Here is a 13,617-nt window from a genome sequence, read left to right on the forward strand (position 1 = left end):
CCATGCCCAAACTCGACCTCGACGCCATCCCGCAGACCAACGCGACCGGCTATCCCGAGCCCTTCGACCAGGCCGTCGCGGGCCGCTGGTACCGCCGCCTCGCGCCCCCCACCGGCCTTTCGGATTTCGCCGCGAGCCATGTCGTGCTCAAACCCGGCGCCTGGTCGTCGCAGCGCCATTGGCACGACGGCGAGGACGAGATGCTGGTGATGATCGCGGGCGAGGCGGTGCTGATCGAGGACGACGGCCGAACACCGATGCGCCCCGGTGACATCGCGGTCTGGCCCAAGGGCAGCACCAACGGCCATCATCTGGTCAACGAATCGGCGGCCGACTGCGTGTTCGTCGCGCTCGGCGGCGGCAAGAAATACGACACCGGCGGCGGCTACTCGGACATCGACATGCTGTTCACGCCCGATCATTATACGCACAAGGACGGCACGCCCTATCCGGTGAAGCGGGTACCTTAAGGAAATCCTCCCTGCCGCGAAGCGGTGGGGAGGGGGACCGCCGAAGGCGGTGGAGGGGCCGCGAGCGCCAGCGAGCGCTTCGCGCGCGGCCCTCCGTCAGCGGCTACGCCGCTGCCACCTCCCCATCGCTGCGTGACAGGGAGGATCCTGGATTACCCCTCCACCGGGCCCTCGAACGCCTCGATCACCCAATCCTCGGCCTGCGCGCCGCCGATCCATTCCTGCATGTGCGGGTGGCTGATCACCGCCTGGCAATAGGGCAGGGCGAAGCGTGCCAGGGGGATCGAGTAGGTGATGAAGCGGGTGACGACGGGCGCGAACATCATGTCGGCCGCCGACCAGTCGCCGAACAGATAGTCGCCCTCGCCGCCGAAGCGCGCCCGCGCCTCGGCCCAGATCTGCATGATGCGCACGACGTCGGCCTGCACGTCGGGCGCGAGCTCGGCGGCGGGATAGATGCGGCGGATGTTCATGCTGTGGCTGCGGCGCAGCGCCGCGAAGCTCGAATGCATCTCGGCCGCCATCGACCGCGCCATCGCGCGCGCCGCCATGTCTTCGGGCCAATATCCGCGCGTGCCGCCGGTCTTTTCGTTGAGATAGTCGATGATCGCCAGGCTGTCCCAGACGACGATGTCGTCGCCGTCCCACAGGATCGGCACCTTGCCGCCCGACGGCGCGAACTCGTCGCCCTCGCGGCGGTTCGACCAGTCCTCGTCATAGAGCGGGACGGTGACCTCCTCGAACGGCAGTCCGCTGTGCCGGGCGGCGAGCCAGCCACGCAGGCTCCAGCTCGAATAAGCCTTGTTGCCGAGGAAGAGTTTCATGGGGTCTCCTTAACCCCTCTCCCCTTGGGGGAGAGGGTTGTGCAGGCTTGGCAGCTTGCTGCCTAGCCGAAGCTGGGTGAGGGGTGTCAACCTTCGCTCCCATACCCTCACCAAGTTCCGGTAGCGAACACGTTCGCAACCTTCACTATCCTCTCCCCCAAGGGGAGAGGATTTTGCTCAACTCTCCACCGCCTCCAGCACCGCGGTCCGGAGCTCGGCGATCCCCAGGCCCTTTTCGCTGCTGGTTGCGATGACCTCGGGATGCGCGGCGGGATGTTTGCGTGCCTCGGCCTCGGTCGCGGCGTGCACCGCGGCGAGGTCGCTCGCCTTGATCTTGTCGGCCTTGGTCAGGACGAGGCGATAGCTGACCGCCGCGACGTCGAGCATCTCGAGCACCTCGCGGTCGACATCCTTGATCCCGTGGCGGCTGTCGATCAGCACTAAAGTGCGTTTCAGCACCTGCCGCCCGCGCAGATAGTCGTTGACCAGGAAGCGCCATTTCCTGACGACATCCTTCGGCGCCTTGGCGAAGCCGTAGCCGGGCATATCGACCAGCCGGAACACCAGCGGCGATCCGACGTCGAAATAGTTGAGCTCCTGCGTCCGCCCCGGGGTCACCGAGGTGCGCGCGAGCCCGTTGCGGTTCGTCAGCGCATTGAGCAGCGACGATTTGCCGACGTTCGAGCGCCCGGCAAAGGCGATCTCGGGCACCGAAGGCGCGGGCAGATGCTGGAGCGCGGGCGCCGATTTCAGGAAGGCGATCGGCCCCGAAAACAGCTTGCGCGCGCGCTCGGGACGGTCGGCGGCCGCACTGTCATCCATCATTGTCATCCCCGCGGACGCGGGGATCCAGCGCGCTGCCGCCGAAGCCCGCGCTTTCGCGCCCTGGGTTCCCGCTTGCGCGGGAATGACAAGGGAGGGAAGAGGTCGTCACTTCACCGGCGCCGCTTTGAGCTGCGGGAACTTCCTGTACATCCACTGCTGCTGTGCGATCGACAGGCAGTTGTTGGTGATCCAGTAGAGCAGCAGTCCCGCCGCGAACGGCGCCATGATGAACATGAACAGCCACGGCATGATCTTGAACACCTGCTGCTGCACCGGGTCGGTGGCCTGCGGGTTCAGGCGGAACTGCAGGAACATGGTGATGCCCAGGATCAGCGCCAGCACCCCGATGCCGAGGAAGGAGGGCGGCGTGAAGGGCAGCGTCCCGAACAGGTTCAGGATATGCGCGGGGTCGGGCGCCGAGAGGTCCTTGATCCACAGGATGAACGGCTGGTGCCGCATCTCGATCGTCAACATCAGCACCTTGTAGAGCGCATAGAAGATCGGAATCTGAAGAACGATCGGCAGGCAGCCCGCGAGCGGATTGATCTTCTCGTCCTTATAGAGCTTCATCAACTCCTGCTGCTGCTTGGGCTTGTCGTCCTTGTAGCGTTCCTGCAGCGCCTTCATCTTCGGCTGGACGAGGCGCATCTGCGCCATCGAGTGGAACTGCCGCTGCGCGATCGGGAACATCGCCGCGCGGATGATCACCGTCAGCAGCATGATCGCGACCCCGAAATTGCCGACCTGCTTGAACAGCCAGTCGAGCAGCTTGAAGATCGGGATTTCGAAGAAATCGAACCAGCCCCAGTCGATCGCGTGCGACAGGCGAGTGATGCCCTGATCGTTGGTATAGGTTTCGAGGACGCTGACTTCCTTCGCGCCCGCGAAGATGCGGCTCGTCGTCGTCAGCTGGCGACCCGGCGCGACCGCCGCATATTTGCGCGCGAAGAGCGCCTGGTAATTGTCGGCGCTCGGCGCGCTCAGCGAGGCGTCGACGCGCTCGCCACGGGCGGGAACGATCGCGGCGAGCCAATATTTGTCGGTGAAGCCGAGCCAGGCCGCACTGTCATATTTGACCGCGCCGCTCTCATCGAGGTCCTTGTAGTTGACGTCGAGGATCGACTTGCCGCCGAGAAAGCCGGTCGGGCCGATATGGATCGTCCAGCTGCTCTGCTCGTGCGGGTCGGTCGGTTTGCCGTGGCGGTCGATCAGCGCATAGCTGCTCGCGGTCACCGGCGCGGTGCCGGTGTTGGCGATCGTCTGCTTCGCGGTGATCATATAATGGTCGTCGATGCTATATTCGATGCGGAAGGTCTGGCCGGTGCCGTTCGCCCAGCTCAAGGTCACCGGCGTCGCCGGGGTCAGCTTCGCGCCGGTCGCGGTCCACACCGTGGTCGCGCCCGGCACCCCGATACCCTGCGCCGACCAGCCGAGGCTCGCGAAATAGGCGGCCTTGGTCCCGCCCGGCGCGAACAGCCGCACCGGCGGGGCGTTCTTCTCGATCGTCTGGCGATATTTGGTCAGCGTGATGTCGTCGATGCGCGCGCCGACGAGGTTGATCGAGCCCGACAGGGCGGGCGTCTCGATCGGGATGCGCTGGCCTTCGGCGAGCACCGCTTCGACCGTCCGGATCGCCTGCGGCGCCGGGGCGGCGGGCGCCGCGGCGCCGGGTGCCGGCAGGCCGCTCGGCTGTCCCTGCGTCGGCGGGGTCGCCGCGGGCGCCGTGCCGTCGGTCCCCGCGACCGTCGTGGTCACGTCGGGCTTGGCGGGCGTCGGAAAGAAGCGGTCGGCGACGAAATTCCAACCCAGCAGGATGGCCACCGACAACAGGATTGCCGCGATCAGGTTACGCTTGTCGTCCACGCTTTTCGGTCTCTCTTCGTCTCAAAAATGTCGGGATTGCCGGCCGTCACGGAACCGGGTCATAGCCATGCCCGCCCCAGGGATGGCAGCGCAATAGCCGCTTTGTCGCCAGCCAGCCACCCTTGATCGCACCATGGCGCTGCAAGGCGGTGATCGCATATTCGCTGCACGACGGCGCATAGCGGCATGTCGGCGGCAATATCCGCGACGGGCCGAGCTGCCAGCCGCGCGCGATCAGGATGAGAAGGCGGGCGATCATCGGGAAAGCCCTGAAAACTGCCGAACTTCACACGCGATTCGGGTTTTCGCGCAGTGACGACAACTGGAAACGCTCACGCCACTCATTTCGCCAGCTTCTTCGCCGCGCGTTTCAGCGCCGAATCGAGTTGTTCGCCGAGCTCGGCGAAGACGATGTCGTTGCCGCCGGGCCGGCCGATCAGCACATGGTCGGCGCCCGCGATCCCCGATTCGGGCAGCGCCGCGCGCGCGAGTTCGCGCAGCCGGCGCTTCATCCGGTTGCGGGTGACGGCGTTGCCGACCTTCTTGCTGACGGTATAGCCGATGCCGACGCCCTCATCCGCGTCGCCGCGCGGGCGGACGAGCAGGACGAAGCCGGGCATGGGAAAGCGAAGGCCGCGATTCGCGGCCAGAAATTCGCTGCGTTTGGATAGCGTTCGCATCAGCCCCAACTCTGTCTGAGCTGGCGGCGAAGCGTCGGCGATCAGGCCGACAGCTTCTTGCGGCCCTGCGCGCGGCGGTTGGCGAGGACCTTGCGGCCGCCGACGGTGGCCTTGCGGGCGCGGAAGCCGTGACGGCGCTTGCGCACGAGGCGGCTCGGTTGATAGGTGCGCTTCATCGCGGTATCCCCAAAATCTCTTCAATCGATCGAACGAAAAAGGGCCGCCAAACGAAGGCGGCCACCGATGGGGGCGCGGATAAGCGAGAGTCGGCGCAAAGTCAATCGCCATCGGACGGCTTTTCCAGCGCTTCGCGCGCGCGCCGCCGCGCCGCGCTCGCGCGCCGCATGATGCGGTCGGTCCATCCGGCATAGCGCGGGTGGCGCCGCTTGAACCGCACATAGACGCGCTTCGCCCAGGGGCTGTTCTGCAGGCTGAGCATCAATCCGGCGGGAAACAGGATGATGAAGCCGGGCCCCGGCAGCGGGCCGAGGATCGGCGCCGCGATCATCAGCAGCACGCCGAGCACGAACAGCGCGAGGCGCACCTGCGCGTTCGACCGCAATCGCTGATAGAGGCTGCGCTTCGCCATGCGGAGCGATGTGGGAAGGCGAGGGGCGTGTTACAAGGCTAAGGCAGCGCGCTCGGCCGATCCTCCCTGCCGCGAAGCGGTGGGGAGGGGGACCATCCGAAGGATGGTGGAGGGGCCGCGAGCGCAAGCGAGCGCTTCGCGCTCGGCCCCTCCGTCAGCGGCTGCGCCGCTGCCACCTCCCCATCGCTGCGCGACAGGGAGGATCGAAGATCGAATCAATCCAGCGCTACGAACCGCGCCATATCGCCGCGCGTCAGATAGCGCACGTCGTCGAAGGGCGTGCTGTTGGTCAGCGCGTAGAAGGCGCGCGCCTTCGCGTCGTCCATTCCCATCTCGCGGTAATAGGACAGATATTCGGCATGGACCGGATCGTTCGCGGGATAGTCGTTCGCTTGCCGTCCGTCCTCGTCCATCCAGCTATGCACCCCGAATTCGGCATCGGGCGCGGCGCGGCGCCGGACGCCCGCGAGCCACAGTTCGACCGCGCCCGATCGCACCGACCCGCCGGCGGGCACCATCGTCTCCAGCCCCGCGCGGCGGATCGCGCGGGCGAGGATCAGGTTCGCCTCCTCGTCGAGGCTGCCGGGGCAATCGACCATCTCGATCCGCTTGAGCCCCGGAAAGGCGGCGAGCATCGCGGCAAACTGGCGCGGCGTCGCCGCAGTGACGTCGCCCGCCATTCGCACCGTCTGCGCGTCGATCACCGCGAAGGGGCCGAAGCGGGCCTTCGCATGGCCGATCGTCGCAAGGCTTGCCGAGGGCGCATAGCGCCGCGTCGCACCGAGATCGGCCTCAGCCGCGAGCGCCTCGTCGCCCGGCAGCGCGGCCGCTTCGTCGAGGGCGGCCGCGTCGTCGCCGGCCTCCTCATAGGCCTCGTCCTCATAGGTCCAGGTCACCGTCGTCGTGGTGATCGTTACGACCCGCTGCGCCTGCGCCGGCGCGAAGGCGAGCAGCGCCGCGAGCGCGGCGACGATCAGCGTGCGAAGGATGGCGGCCGGCGAAACCATGCAGCCGCCTTCGCGCGCGCGCGGCTATCAAAGGGAAAACAGGCGCGGTCAGCGCCGCGTTAACCGCGTTGCGGGACGCTCCGCGATCAATCGCGGTCGGGCGCTCCCAGCGGGAAATAGCCGCGATAGGGCCGCGCGTCGTCGACGCAGCGCTTCACCGACGGCCGCGCGAGCAGGCGGCTGCGATAGGCGCGCAGATTGGCGTAGCGCGGCGCGATCTCGTGCACCCAGTCGGCGTAGAAGAGCGACGGCGCAGCGGCGCAGTCGGCGAGGGTGAAGCCGTGCGGGGTCGCCCAGCCCTCGCCCGCCAGTTGCTCGTCGAGCCAGCCGTAGACGGTCTCCAGCGCCGCCTTCGCCTTGTCGACGATCATCGGCATATGGTTTTCGGGTCCGCGTATCGCGTCGAACACCACCTCCTGCGCCGGGCCCATCACATGATTGTCGAAGACGCGGTCGAACTGCCGCACCGTCAGCGCCGCGTCGGGATCGGCGGGAATCAGCGGCGGTTCGGGCGCGAGCCGATCGAGATATTCGATGATGATCGTCGCCTCGAACAGCGCCCGCCCCTCATCGACGAGCAGCGGGAACTTGCCGATCGGCCAGTGCGCGCGCAGCTCCGCCATATGCTGCGGCCGGTCGGGCTCGATGACGCGATAGTCGAACGCGAGATCCTTCTCGTAGAGCGCGATCAGCGCCTTCCAGGTGTAGGAAGAGAAGGGATGGCCATAGAAGGTCAGCATCAGCGGGTTTCCTTGTTGCGGGCGAACCAGGCGATCGGCCAGCCGACGAAAATGATATGGGGAACGAGCAGCGCCGCCGCCTTGGCGAGATCGTCGGGCGGGAAGGGCGACCCGAAGCGCAGCGGCAGGACGATCGCGTTCATCACCAGATAGAGGAACAGGCCATAGAGCGTGCCCGTGATCCACCACGGCCACGCGCCGAGCGGGGGCCAGCGGCGCACCGCGGCGAACCACGCCGCGACCATCGCGGCCATGATCGCATAATGGACGCCGAGGCCGGCGATCGCGCCGCCCGCGCCCCAACCGCTCGCGCCGGGAAACGGCCCGCTGGCGACGCCGCGCAGCATGCCGCCGATACTGCCGCCGGTGGCGACGCTCAGCACCGCCGCATAGGCGATGTCGAGCGTCCCAGCGATCAGCCAGGCGCGGAGCGCCGCGCTCCGCCGCGCCGTCGTCATGCGGCCTTCACCGCGGCTTCGATCGCCGCGATGTCGATCTTCTTCATCGTCATCATCGCCTCGAAGGCGCGTTTCGCCGCGGCCTTGTCGGGCCCGGTCGTCGCGTCGAGCAGCGCGCGCGGGGTGATCTGCCAGTTCACCCCCCATTTGTCCTTGCACCAGCCGCACATGCTTTCCTGCCCGCCGTTCCCGACGATGGCGTTCCAGTAGCGGTCGGTTTCCCCCTGGCTGTCGGTATGGACCTGGAAGGAAAAGGCCTCGCTATGCTGGAAGGCGGGGCCGCCGTTGAGCCCGACGCACGGCACGCCGAGCACGGTGAACTCGACCGTCAGCACCGCGCCTTCCTTGCTGCTCGGATTGTCGAGCGGCGCGCGGTGGACCGCGCCGACGGCGCTGTCCGGAAAGGTCGCGGCATAGAAGGCGGCGGCTTCCTCGGCCTCCTTGTCGTACCAGAGGCACAGGGTCACGGGGTTCCGGCTCATCATCCTTCTCCCTTCAAAGGCGTGCCGATCGACCAGAGGTGACCGAACGGATCCTTGACCTGCGCGTAGCGGTCGCCCCAGAACATGTCCTCGGGCGCCATCACCGATGTCGCGCCGGCCTCGATCGCGCGGCCGTACCAGCGGTCGGTGTCGTCGACCTGCAAATGGAGCACCGCGCCCGCGGGTTCGGGCGCCGGACCGCCCGAATATTCGGGGAAATCGTCGTGCATCATCAGCGACGCGCCGTTGATGTGGACATGCGCGTGCATCAGCCGCTCGCCGTCGTCGGCGGGCATACGGGCGATCTCGGTCGCGCCGAACGCCTTGCCATAGAAGTCGATCGCATCCTTGGCGCGCTTGTCGCGAATCGTGAGATGCGGGGTCAGGCCGCCGGTCGGCGCCTGGTTCGCGGGGTTCGTCATCGTTTCTCTCCTCTTCCAATTCCCCTCCTCTTCGCAAGGAGGGGCAGCGAGACTTGCGAGCTTGCTCGCTAGTCGCAGCGGGGTGGTGTGTCCGCACTGGTGTCCACCACCCCAACCCCTCCTCTGAAGAGGAGGGGCTTTACATGCCTCAACGCCGCGGCCCGACGAGGCCGAACGCCGCGCCCTGCGGGTCGACCCCGTTCATCGCGAACTCGCCGCCGGGGATTTCCATCGGTTCGTTGGTGATCGTGCCGCCGTTCGCGGTGATCGCCGCCGCGGCGCGGTCGATGTCGTCGACCCCGATATAATAGGACCACATCGCCGCCGGCACGCCGGGCATCAGCCCCATGACGGCGCCGATCCCGACCTCGCCCAGTTGCAGGAAGCGATAGGCGCCCATGTCGCCCATGTCGAACGCGCCCTCCTGCCCCCAGCCGAAGTGCTTGCGGTAAAAGGCGATCGCGGCGTCGGGGTCGCTGGTCATCAGCTCGTTCCAGCGCACATGCTGCGCTTCGGTCACCGAAAAGACGTCGCTGTCCATATCCTCCATCCCGGCGGGCGGGATCGGGTTCATGACATAGAAGACCGCGCCTTGCGGGTCCGACAGCATCGCGATGCGCCCGACCGGCAGGTCGGTCGCGGGCATGTGCACCGCGCCGCCGTCGGCCGTGATCGCCGCGATCGTGCCGTCGACGTCGGGGGTGTAGAGATAGCCCATCCACGCCGGCCGCGCGCCGCCCGCCAGCATGTCGGCACCCAAGGCGAGCACGCCGCCGGCATTGCCGCCGTCCGCGCGGGCGATCATGCGATAGTCGACGCCGCTCGCCGCGGGGTCCGAATGCGCCGCGATCGTCCAGCCGACGACCGCGCCGTAAAAGCGCGCCGCCCCGTCGGGGTCGCTCGTCATCAGCTCGTACCAGATGAAACTGCCCTTGGGATTGGTCATCGTCTTTCTCCTTCATAGCTCAGGCTCGGGAAGAAATTGCCCCGCCCCTCGGGCGTCATGTCGAGCAGCCCCCACAGCGGATCGACGAGATCGCCGGAGCGATGGTGCTGGCCGGGATCCTCGGGCGCATAGGCCATTTCGCTCGCCCAATGATGGCGGATGGCATCGCCGTCCTTGCAGAAGACGTTGAAGATCGTCTCGTCCCAATCCTCGCCTTCGCCCATGCCGCGCTCGGCGCGCTTCGCCGCGCCCAGCCGCCGCGTGTCGCCGAAATAATCGGCCGAATAGCGACCCTCGACGTCGGACAGGAAATGAAGGTGCGGCCAGCGCCGTTCCTTCGCCCAGGCTTCGAGCCGGGCGATCGGCGACTTGGCGACGATATAGAGCGGCGCGCGCTGTCCGATATGGCGGGCGCTGCCGTCGATCGCGTCGAGCATGTGCGTGCAGCCGGGGCAGGGCGTGTCGCGCTCGGCCCCGAACATGAAGCTTTGCAGAATGACGCTCGGGTGATCGCCGAACAGTTCGGACAGCTTCACCGTTTCGGGGCGCTGATACGCGCCGATGCGCTCGAAGGCATAATCCTCGGGCACCGCGCCGCCGGGCGGCAGCGCGCGCCGCTGCGCCGCGACCGCCTCGATCTGCCGCCTCAGCGCGATCTCGGCATCGAGGAGCGCGATGCGCGCCTCGCGATAGTCGGGGCTTTCATTGGGGAAGGCCAGATGTTGCATCGTCTCTGCCTTTCTAAAGCCCCTCCCCTTCAGGGGAGGGGTTGGGGTGGGGTCCATCGGCCTTGCGCAAGGTCGATGGACCCCACCCCGCTGCGACTAGCGGGCAAGCCCGCAAGTCTCGCTGCCCCTCCCCTGAAGGGGAGGGGTGAAAAGGCGTCACGCATCCAGTATCGGCGTGAAACCGCCGTAGATCATCCGCTTGCCGTCGAAGGTCTGGTCGTTCGGATCATGCTTCATCCGTTCGTCGGTCATGACCTTCTCCCAGCCCGCGACGCGCGCTTCCTTGCTCGGCCATTCGATCCAGCTGAACACCGGGGTCTCGCCCGCCTCGGTATGGACCGCGCGCTTGTAATCGGTGACCTTGCCGTCATAGACGTCGTCGCCCCAGCATTCGAGCACGCGCGTCGCGCCATGATCGAGGAAGACGACCGCCGCCTTGTCGGCCATCGCGCGATAGGCGTCCTTGTTGGCGTCGGGCACCGCGAGCAGGAAGCCGTCGGTATAGCCCATCGCTCCGCCGAGCCCTTCCTCGACGAGCGAGTCGAAACCGGACACGATCATCCGCTGTCCGTCGAAGGGCATCGATTCGCCCATTTTCTCCATCCGGGGATCGCTCATCATCTTCTCGTTCGCGGCGTCGCGGGCCGTGCGGTCGGGATATTCGAACCAGCTGAAGACGATCTCCTCGCCTTCCTTCGCCTGCACCGCGGTGCGGAAATCGTTGAGCTTGCCCGCGGGGACGTCGTCGCCCCACGTCTCGACGTGGCGGCGCACGCCGAATTCCTTGAACAACGCCACCGCCTCGGCGGCATGCTTGCGATATTCCTCTTTCCGGGCGCTCGGCACCGCGAGGACAAATCCTTCCACATAGGTCATCGTCTCTCTCCTTTGTTCTTCTTCTCCCCTCCTCTGGAGAGGAGGGGCTATTCTCATTGCCCCACCGGCCCCGCTTCCTCGCGGAACGCCGCGAGCTGCGCCTTCAGCGCGCGGTCGAAGGCCGGGCGGTCGAGGCAGCGCGCCAGATAGGCCTCGAGCTTCGGATGCTCGGCGACCGCGCCGCTTTCGATGCCTTCGCGCAGCACCGTCGCCATCGCGATGTCGGCGACGCTGAAGTCGCCGGCCAGCCAGGGTCGGTCGCCCAGCGCCTCGGCGAGCTTGCCGAAGCGCTGATGGATGAACTCCATCAGCCCCGGGCGGCGCAGCTTCGCCCATTCCTCGCCGGCGGCGAACAGGTCGACGTTCGACAGCTCGAACATCAAGGGCTCGACGCTGTTATAGGCGGCGAACAGCCAGCTGGTGACGGTCGCGCGGCCCTGCGGATCGCGCGGCAGCAACGCCGCGTCCCGTTCGGCGAGGTGGAGCAGGATCGCGCCGCTTTCGAACAGGCGGACCTCGCCGTCGCGCAGCACGGGCACCTGGCCCCATGGCTGGTCGCGATAATGCTCGGCCGGGCGGTTGACCGCGCTGATCAGATGTTCGGCATAGTCGATCCCCATTTCCTCGCACGCCCAGCGCGGACGCAGGTCGCGGACGAAGCCGCGCGCGAAGTCGGGAACCCAGTCGAAGGCGGTGATTTCGATGGTGGCATTCGGATTGACGGGCATGGATCCTCTCCTTGGATCATGGGGTTTGCCGCTGGGTTTTCAGAAGAACTCCGCAGGCAGCGGCGGCGTTGCGTCGTCGAGAAAGGGGGTGACCATCGCGGCGATCGTCGCCGCCTCGGCCATCACGCCGATGTGCGAGGTGGCGGGCAGGATCGCGAGCCGCGCCCGGGGCGCCTCGGTCATGAAACCCTGGGTGACGGGTTTCATGCCGCCGCCGCCGCGCAGTTTGAACAGCTTGATCGCATGATCGAAGGTCACGCCGTCGGCATCGCCGAGGATGATCATAGTCTTGCCCGGAATCGCGCGGAGCTGCTCGTCGCTGAAGGCGAAGGGCGTCGAATCGAGATGCTTGATCGCCGCGACGAGCTTCGGAAAGGCGTCGGGGGTCGGCGACATGTCGCGATAGGCCTTTTCCATCGGCGATCCGGCCAGCGCCTCGGGGGTCATTTCGGCGATGCCCGAGAGCACTTCGGGATACCAGCCGTCGAGGCTCGCGGTGCCCGACAATATGACCTGCTTGCCGATGCGATCCGGATGGCGAACCGCGAGCGCGACCGCGGTGCTGCCGCCCATCGAATAGCCGAGCACGTCGGCGCGCGCGACGCCCAGGTCGGCGAGCAGCGCCGCGGCATCGTCGGCCATCGCCTCATAGCTCGTCGTGCCGCCGACCTCGCCGGTGCGACCGTGACCGCGCGCGTCGACCGTGATGACGGGGCGCGCCGCGGCGAAGCGATCGACCAGCGGCTTCATCGCCTCGCCCGACATGAAGGCGCCGTGAAGCACCAGCAGCGGCGTCTTCCCCGAGGCGAGGTCGCCGTGAACCGCATAGTGAAGCTTGATGCCGTTGACCTCGGCGGTGCCGGGCTTCGCCGCGACGGCGGTCGCCGTGGGTGCGCTGGCCGGGGCGGGCTGGGCGTGGGCGGGCGCGGCGGCCGCCAGCAGGAGCGCCGGGATCAGCGCCGTGGCAAGGCGCGGCATCGAAAGCTGGGGAGGATGAAAGGACATGGGAATTTCCTTCTCGGGAGGTGACGGAGCCGCGGGCGGCTTTCCTTGGCCGGGATCAGCCCTGCGGAGCCTGCAGCGGGACGAGCCGGCGCAGCGCCGGGCTGCGCAGCCACAGCCCGCCCCACAGCATCAGGCCCAGATAGACGCCGAACAGGGTGTGGCTCAGCAGCGGGCTGTCGATGCGCAGGTGGGTGGCGATCGCGCCGCCGAGATAGCCGGTGATCAGGATCGCCCCGAGCACGGCGGTGCGCGGCCAGATATACAGCAGCGTCGGGATCAGCAGCAGCACGCCCAGCGTCCGCATCGTCGCGACGTCGAGCCGCCAGCCAAGGCCGGGCGGGCTGTACTGGATGGCGAATTGCGGCGCGATCAGCTTGGTTCCGCAGTCGAGCAGCAGAAAGACGATGACGAGACCGCTCAGGATGCGGCCGGCGATCAGCGCCGTGCGATTCGATGGGGCCGCCGTCATGGTGGTTGTCGCAGTCATCGTCTCTCTCCTCCCTGGGTCGATGTTCAGCCCGCGACTTCGGGCAGTTCGGCCTCGCCGCTCGCCACCGCGGGATCCATCCAGAAGGGGCCCCAGACATGGCCGTCGGGGTCCAGAAGGTCGCGGCCGTACATGAAGCCGTGATCCTGCACCGGATTGACGTCGGCGGTGCCGCCATTCTGGGCCGCGGCCGCGATCATCGCGTCGACCGCCTCGCGGCTGCCGAGCGCGAGCGCCAGCGACACCTCGCTCGACGTCGCGGGCGGGATCGGCCGGTCGGTGAAGCTCTTCCACTTGTCGTGGGTGAGGATCATCACGAAGATGCTGTCCGACCAGACCATCGCGGCGGCGGTGTCGTCGGTGAAGCGCGGCTCGTTGGTGAAGCCGAGCGCGGTATAGAAGGCCTTCGACTTTTCGAGGTCGGCGACCGGCAGGTTCACGAAAATCATTTTGGGGGTATCGGACATGGGGAATTCCTCTCTTCGCT

Annotated in this window: 20 protein-coding genes and 1 pseudogene; 1 reads left to right on the forward strand and 20 read right to left on the reverse strand. The window is 67.3% G+C overall.

Annotation, left to right across the window (positions count from 1 at the left end):
* Window positions 1-2 precede the first annotated feature (2 nt).
* Window positions 3-470 carry a cupin domain-containing protein gene (locus CD928_RS09430; RefSeq protein WP_095386832.1) on the forward strand — a complete coding sequence of 156 codons (468 nt, stop codon included), beginning with the start codon at window positions 3-5 and terminating at the stop codon, window positions 468-470.
* Window positions 471-622: 152 nt separating this feature from the next.
* Here CD928_RS09430 and CD928_RS09435 read toward each other — a convergent pair whose 3' ends face one another.
* The 20 genes and pseudogenes from CD928_RS09435 to CD928_RS09525 all read right to left on the reverse strand — a co-directional run bounded on the left by CD928_RS09435 (window position 623) and on the right by CD928_RS09525 (window position 13,597).
* Window positions 623-1,294, reverse strand: coding sequence for a glutathione S-transferase family protein (locus CD928_RS09435; RefSeq protein ID WP_095386833.1), 672 nt, complete (start codon window positions 1,292-1,294; stop codon window positions 623-625).
* Between the two features lie 177 nt (window positions 1,295-1,471).
* On the reverse strand, window positions 1,472-2,119 hold the full coding sequence (gene yihA / locus CD928_RS09440; RefSeq protein ID WP_095386834.1) for a ribosome biogenesis GTP-binding protein YihA/YsxC: 648 nt from the start codon (window positions 2,117-2,119) through the stop codon (window positions 1,472-1,474).
* 105 nt (window positions 2,120-2,224) lie between these two features.
* Complete coding sequence (gene yidC / locus CD928_RS09445) at window positions 2,225-3,982, reverse strand: membrane protein insertase YidC (protein ID WP_095386835.1); 1,758 nt, start codon at window positions 3,980-3,982, stop codon at window positions 2,225-2,227.
* 46 nt (window positions 3,983-4,028) lie between these two features.
* Window positions 4,029-4,241, reverse strand: coding sequence for a membrane protein insertion efficiency factor YidD (yidD, locus tag CD928_RS09450; RefSeq protein WP_095386836.1), 213 nt, complete (start codon window positions 4,239-4,241; stop codon window positions 4,029-4,031).
* An 82-nt stretch (window positions 4,242-4,323) separates the two neighbouring features.
* On the reverse strand, window positions 4,324-4,662 hold the full coding sequence (gene rnpA, locus CD928_RS09455; RefSeq protein ID WP_095387361.1) for a ribonuclease P protein component: 339 nt from the start codon (window positions 4,660-4,662) through the stop codon (window positions 4,324-4,326).
* A 41-nt stretch (window positions 4,663-4,703) separates the two neighbouring features.
* The gene (gene rpmH, locus CD928_RS09460; RefSeq protein ID WP_054586364.1) at window positions 4,704-4,838 is read right to left on the reverse strand and encodes a 50S ribosomal protein L34; all 135 of its coding nucleotides are present in this window, start codon (window positions 4,836-4,838) and stop codon (window positions 4,704-4,706) included.
* Window positions 4,839-4,939: 101 nt separating this feature from the next.
* On the reverse strand, window positions 4,940-5,251 hold the full coding sequence (locus CD928_RS09465; protein ID WP_095386837.1) for a PGPGW domain-containing protein: 312 nt from the start codon (window positions 5,249-5,251) through the stop codon (window positions 4,940-4,942).
* 215 nt (window positions 5,252-5,466) lie between these two features.
* On the reverse strand, window positions 5,467-6,258 hold the full coding sequence (locus CD928_RS09470; RefSeq protein WP_095386838.1) for an alpha/beta hydrolase: 792 nt from the start codon (window positions 6,256-6,258) through the stop codon (window positions 5,467-5,469).
* Window positions 6,259-6,344: 86 nt separating this feature from the next.
* Complete coding sequence (locus tag CD928_RS09475) at window positions 6,345-7,001, reverse strand: glutathione S-transferase family protein (RefSeq protein WP_095387362.1); 657 nt, start codon at window positions 6,999-7,001, stop codon at window positions 6,345-6,347.
* The gene (locus CD928_RS09480; protein ID WP_095386839.1) at window positions 6,998-7,456 is read right to left on the reverse strand and encodes a hypothetical protein; all 459 of its coding nucleotides are present in this window, start codon (window positions 7,454-7,456) and stop codon (window positions 6,998-7,000) included. Before CD928_RS09480 ends, CD928_RS09475 begins: the two co-directional genes overlap by 4 nt.
* Window positions 7,453-7,941, reverse strand: coding sequence for a VOC family protein (locus CD928_RS09485; RefSeq protein WP_095386840.1), 489 nt, complete (start codon window positions 7,939-7,941; stop codon window positions 7,453-7,455). Before CD928_RS09485 ends, CD928_RS09480 begins: the two co-directional genes overlap by 4 nt.
* Window positions 7,938-8,360: a glyoxalase/bleomycin resistance/extradiol dioxygenase family protein gene (locus CD928_RS09490; protein ID WP_095386841.1), complete on the reverse strand. Its 423-nt coding sequence runs from the start codon at window positions 8,358-8,360 to the stop codon at window positions 7,938-7,940. The genes CD928_RS09485 and CD928_RS09490 overlap by 4 nt, the downstream gene beginning before the upstream one ends.
* A gap of 148 nt (window positions 8,361-8,508) precedes the next feature.
* Entirely contained in the window at window positions 8,509-9,306 is a 798-nt protein-coding gene (locus CD928_RS09495; protein WP_095386842.1) for a VOC family protein, read from the reverse strand.
* Window positions 9,303-10,034 (reverse strand): DUF899 family protein, encoded by a 732-nt coding sequence (locus CD928_RS09500; protein ID WP_095386843.1) that lies wholly within the window; start codon window positions 10,032-10,034, stop codon window positions 9,303-9,305. Before CD928_RS09500 ends, CD928_RS09495 begins: the two co-directional genes overlap by 4 nt.
* A 156-nt stretch (window positions 10,035-10,190) precedes the next feature.
* Window positions 10,191-10,544, reverse strand: a complete 354-nt coding sequence (locus CD928_RS23780) for a DUF1428 domain-containing protein (RefSeq protein WP_255247144.1) — start codon at window positions 10,542-10,544, stop codon at window positions 10,191-10,193.
* 21 nt (window positions 10,545-10,565) lie between these two features.
* Window positions 10,566-10,910, reverse strand: a pseudogene (locus tag CD928_RS23785) (DUF1428 domain-containing protein); the annotation flags it as partial.
* Window positions 10,911-10,963: 53 nt separating this feature from the next.
* Window positions 10,964-11,638, reverse strand: a complete 675-nt coding sequence (locus CD928_RS09510) for a glutathione S-transferase family protein (protein ID WP_095386845.1) — start codon at window positions 11,636-11,638, stop codon at window positions 10,964-10,966.
* Between the two features lie 39 nt (window positions 11,639-11,677).
* Window positions 11,678-12,643 carry an alpha/beta fold hydrolase gene (locus tag CD928_RS09515; RefSeq protein ID WP_095386846.1) on the reverse strand — a complete coding sequence of 322 codons (966 nt, stop codon included), beginning with the start codon at window positions 12,641-12,643 and terminating at the stop codon, window positions 11,678-11,680.
* 55 nt (window positions 12,644-12,698) lie between these two features.
* On the reverse strand, window positions 12,699-13,130 hold the full coding sequence (locus CD928_RS09520) for a DoxX family protein (protein WP_217983748.1): 432 nt from the start codon (window positions 13,128-13,130) through the stop codon (window positions 12,699-12,701).
* A 26-nt stretch (window positions 13,131-13,156) separates the two neighbouring features.
* A complete protein-coding gene (locus CD928_RS09525; RefSeq protein WP_095386848.1) occupies window positions 13,157-13,597 on the reverse strand; it encodes a VOC family protein in 441 nt (146 codons plus the stop codon).
* Window positions 13,598-13,617: the final 20 nt, after the last annotated feature.

Origin of the sequence: Sphingopyxis sp. GW247-27LB, assembly GCF_002277025.1 — a bacterium.
GTDB lineage: Bacteria > Pseudomonadota > Alphaproteobacteria > Sphingomonadales > Sphingomonadaceae > Sphingopyxis.

Excerpts from the sequence above, each read along its gene's own strand:
- CD928_RS09430 (WP_095386832.1), top strand. The coding sequence starts at position 3 with ATGCCCAAACTCGACCTCGACGCCATCCCGCAGACCAACGCGACCGGC.
- CD928_RS09435 (WP_095386833.1), bottom strand. The coding sequence starts at position 1,294 with ATGAAACTCTTCCTCGGCAACAAGGCTTATTCGAGCTGGAGCCTGCGT.
- yihA (WP_095386834.1), bottom strand. The coding sequence starts at position 2,119 with ATGATGGATGACAGTGCGGCCGCCGACCGTCCCGAGCGCGCGCGCAAG.
- yidD (WP_095386836.1), bottom strand. The coding sequence starts at position 4,241 with ATGATCGCCCGCCTTCTCATCCTGATCGCGCGCGGCTGGCAGCTCGGC.
- rnpA (WP_095387361.1), bottom strand. The coding sequence starts at position 4,662 with ATGCGAACGCTATCCAAACGCAGCGAATTTCTGGCCGCGAATCGCGGC.
- rpmH (WP_054586364.1), bottom strand. The coding sequence starts at position 4,838 with ATGAAGCGCACCTATCAACCGAGCCGCCTCGTGCGCAAGCGCCGTCAC.
- CD928_RS09465 (WP_095386837.1), bottom strand. The coding sequence starts at position 5,251 with ATGGCGAAGCGCAGCCTCTATCAGCGATTGCGGTCGAACGCGCAGGTG.
- CD928_RS09470 (WP_095386838.1), bottom strand. The coding sequence starts at position 6,258 with ATGGTTTCGCCGGCCGCCATCCTTCGCACGCTGATCGTCGCCGCGCTC.
- CD928_RS09480 (WP_095386839.1), bottom strand. The coding sequence starts at position 7,456 with ATGACGACGGCGCGGCGGAGCGCGGCGCTCCGCGCCTGGCTGATCGCT.
- CD928_RS09485 (WP_095386840.1), bottom strand. The coding sequence starts at position 7,941 with ATGATGAGCCGGAACCCCGTGACCCTGTGCCTCTGGTACGACAAGGAG.
- CD928_RS09490 (WP_095386841.1), bottom strand. The coding sequence starts at position 8,360 with ATGACGAACCCCGCGAACCAGGCGCCGACCGGCGGCCTGACCCCGCAT.
- CD928_RS09495 (WP_095386842.1), bottom strand. The coding sequence starts at position 9,306 with ATGACCAATCCCAAGGGCAGTTTCATCTGGTACGAGCTGATGACGAGC.
- CD928_RS09500 (WP_095386843.1), bottom strand. The coding sequence starts at position 10,034 with ATGCAACATCTGGCCTTCCCCAATGAAAGCCCCGACTATCGCGAGGCG.
- CD928_RS23780 (WP_255247144.1), bottom strand. The coding sequence starts at position 10,544 with ATGGGCTATACCGACGGCTTCCTGCTCGCGGTGCCCGACGCCAACAAG.
- CD928_RS09510 (WP_095386845.1), bottom strand. The coding sequence starts at position 11,638 with ATGCCCGTCAATCCGAATGCCACCATCGAAATCACCGCCTTCGACTGG.
- CD928_RS09515 (WP_095386846.1), bottom strand. The coding sequence starts at position 12,643 with ATGTCCTTTCATCCTCCCCAGCTTTCGATGCCGCGCCTTGCCACGGCG.
- CD928_RS09520 (WP_217983748.1), bottom strand. The coding sequence starts at position 13,130 with ATGACTGCGACAACCACCATGACGGCGGCCCCATCGAATCGCACGGCG.
- CD928_RS09525 (WP_095386848.1), bottom strand. The coding sequence starts at position 13,597 with ATGTCCGATACCCCCAAAATGATTTTCGTGAACCTGCCGGTCGCCGAC.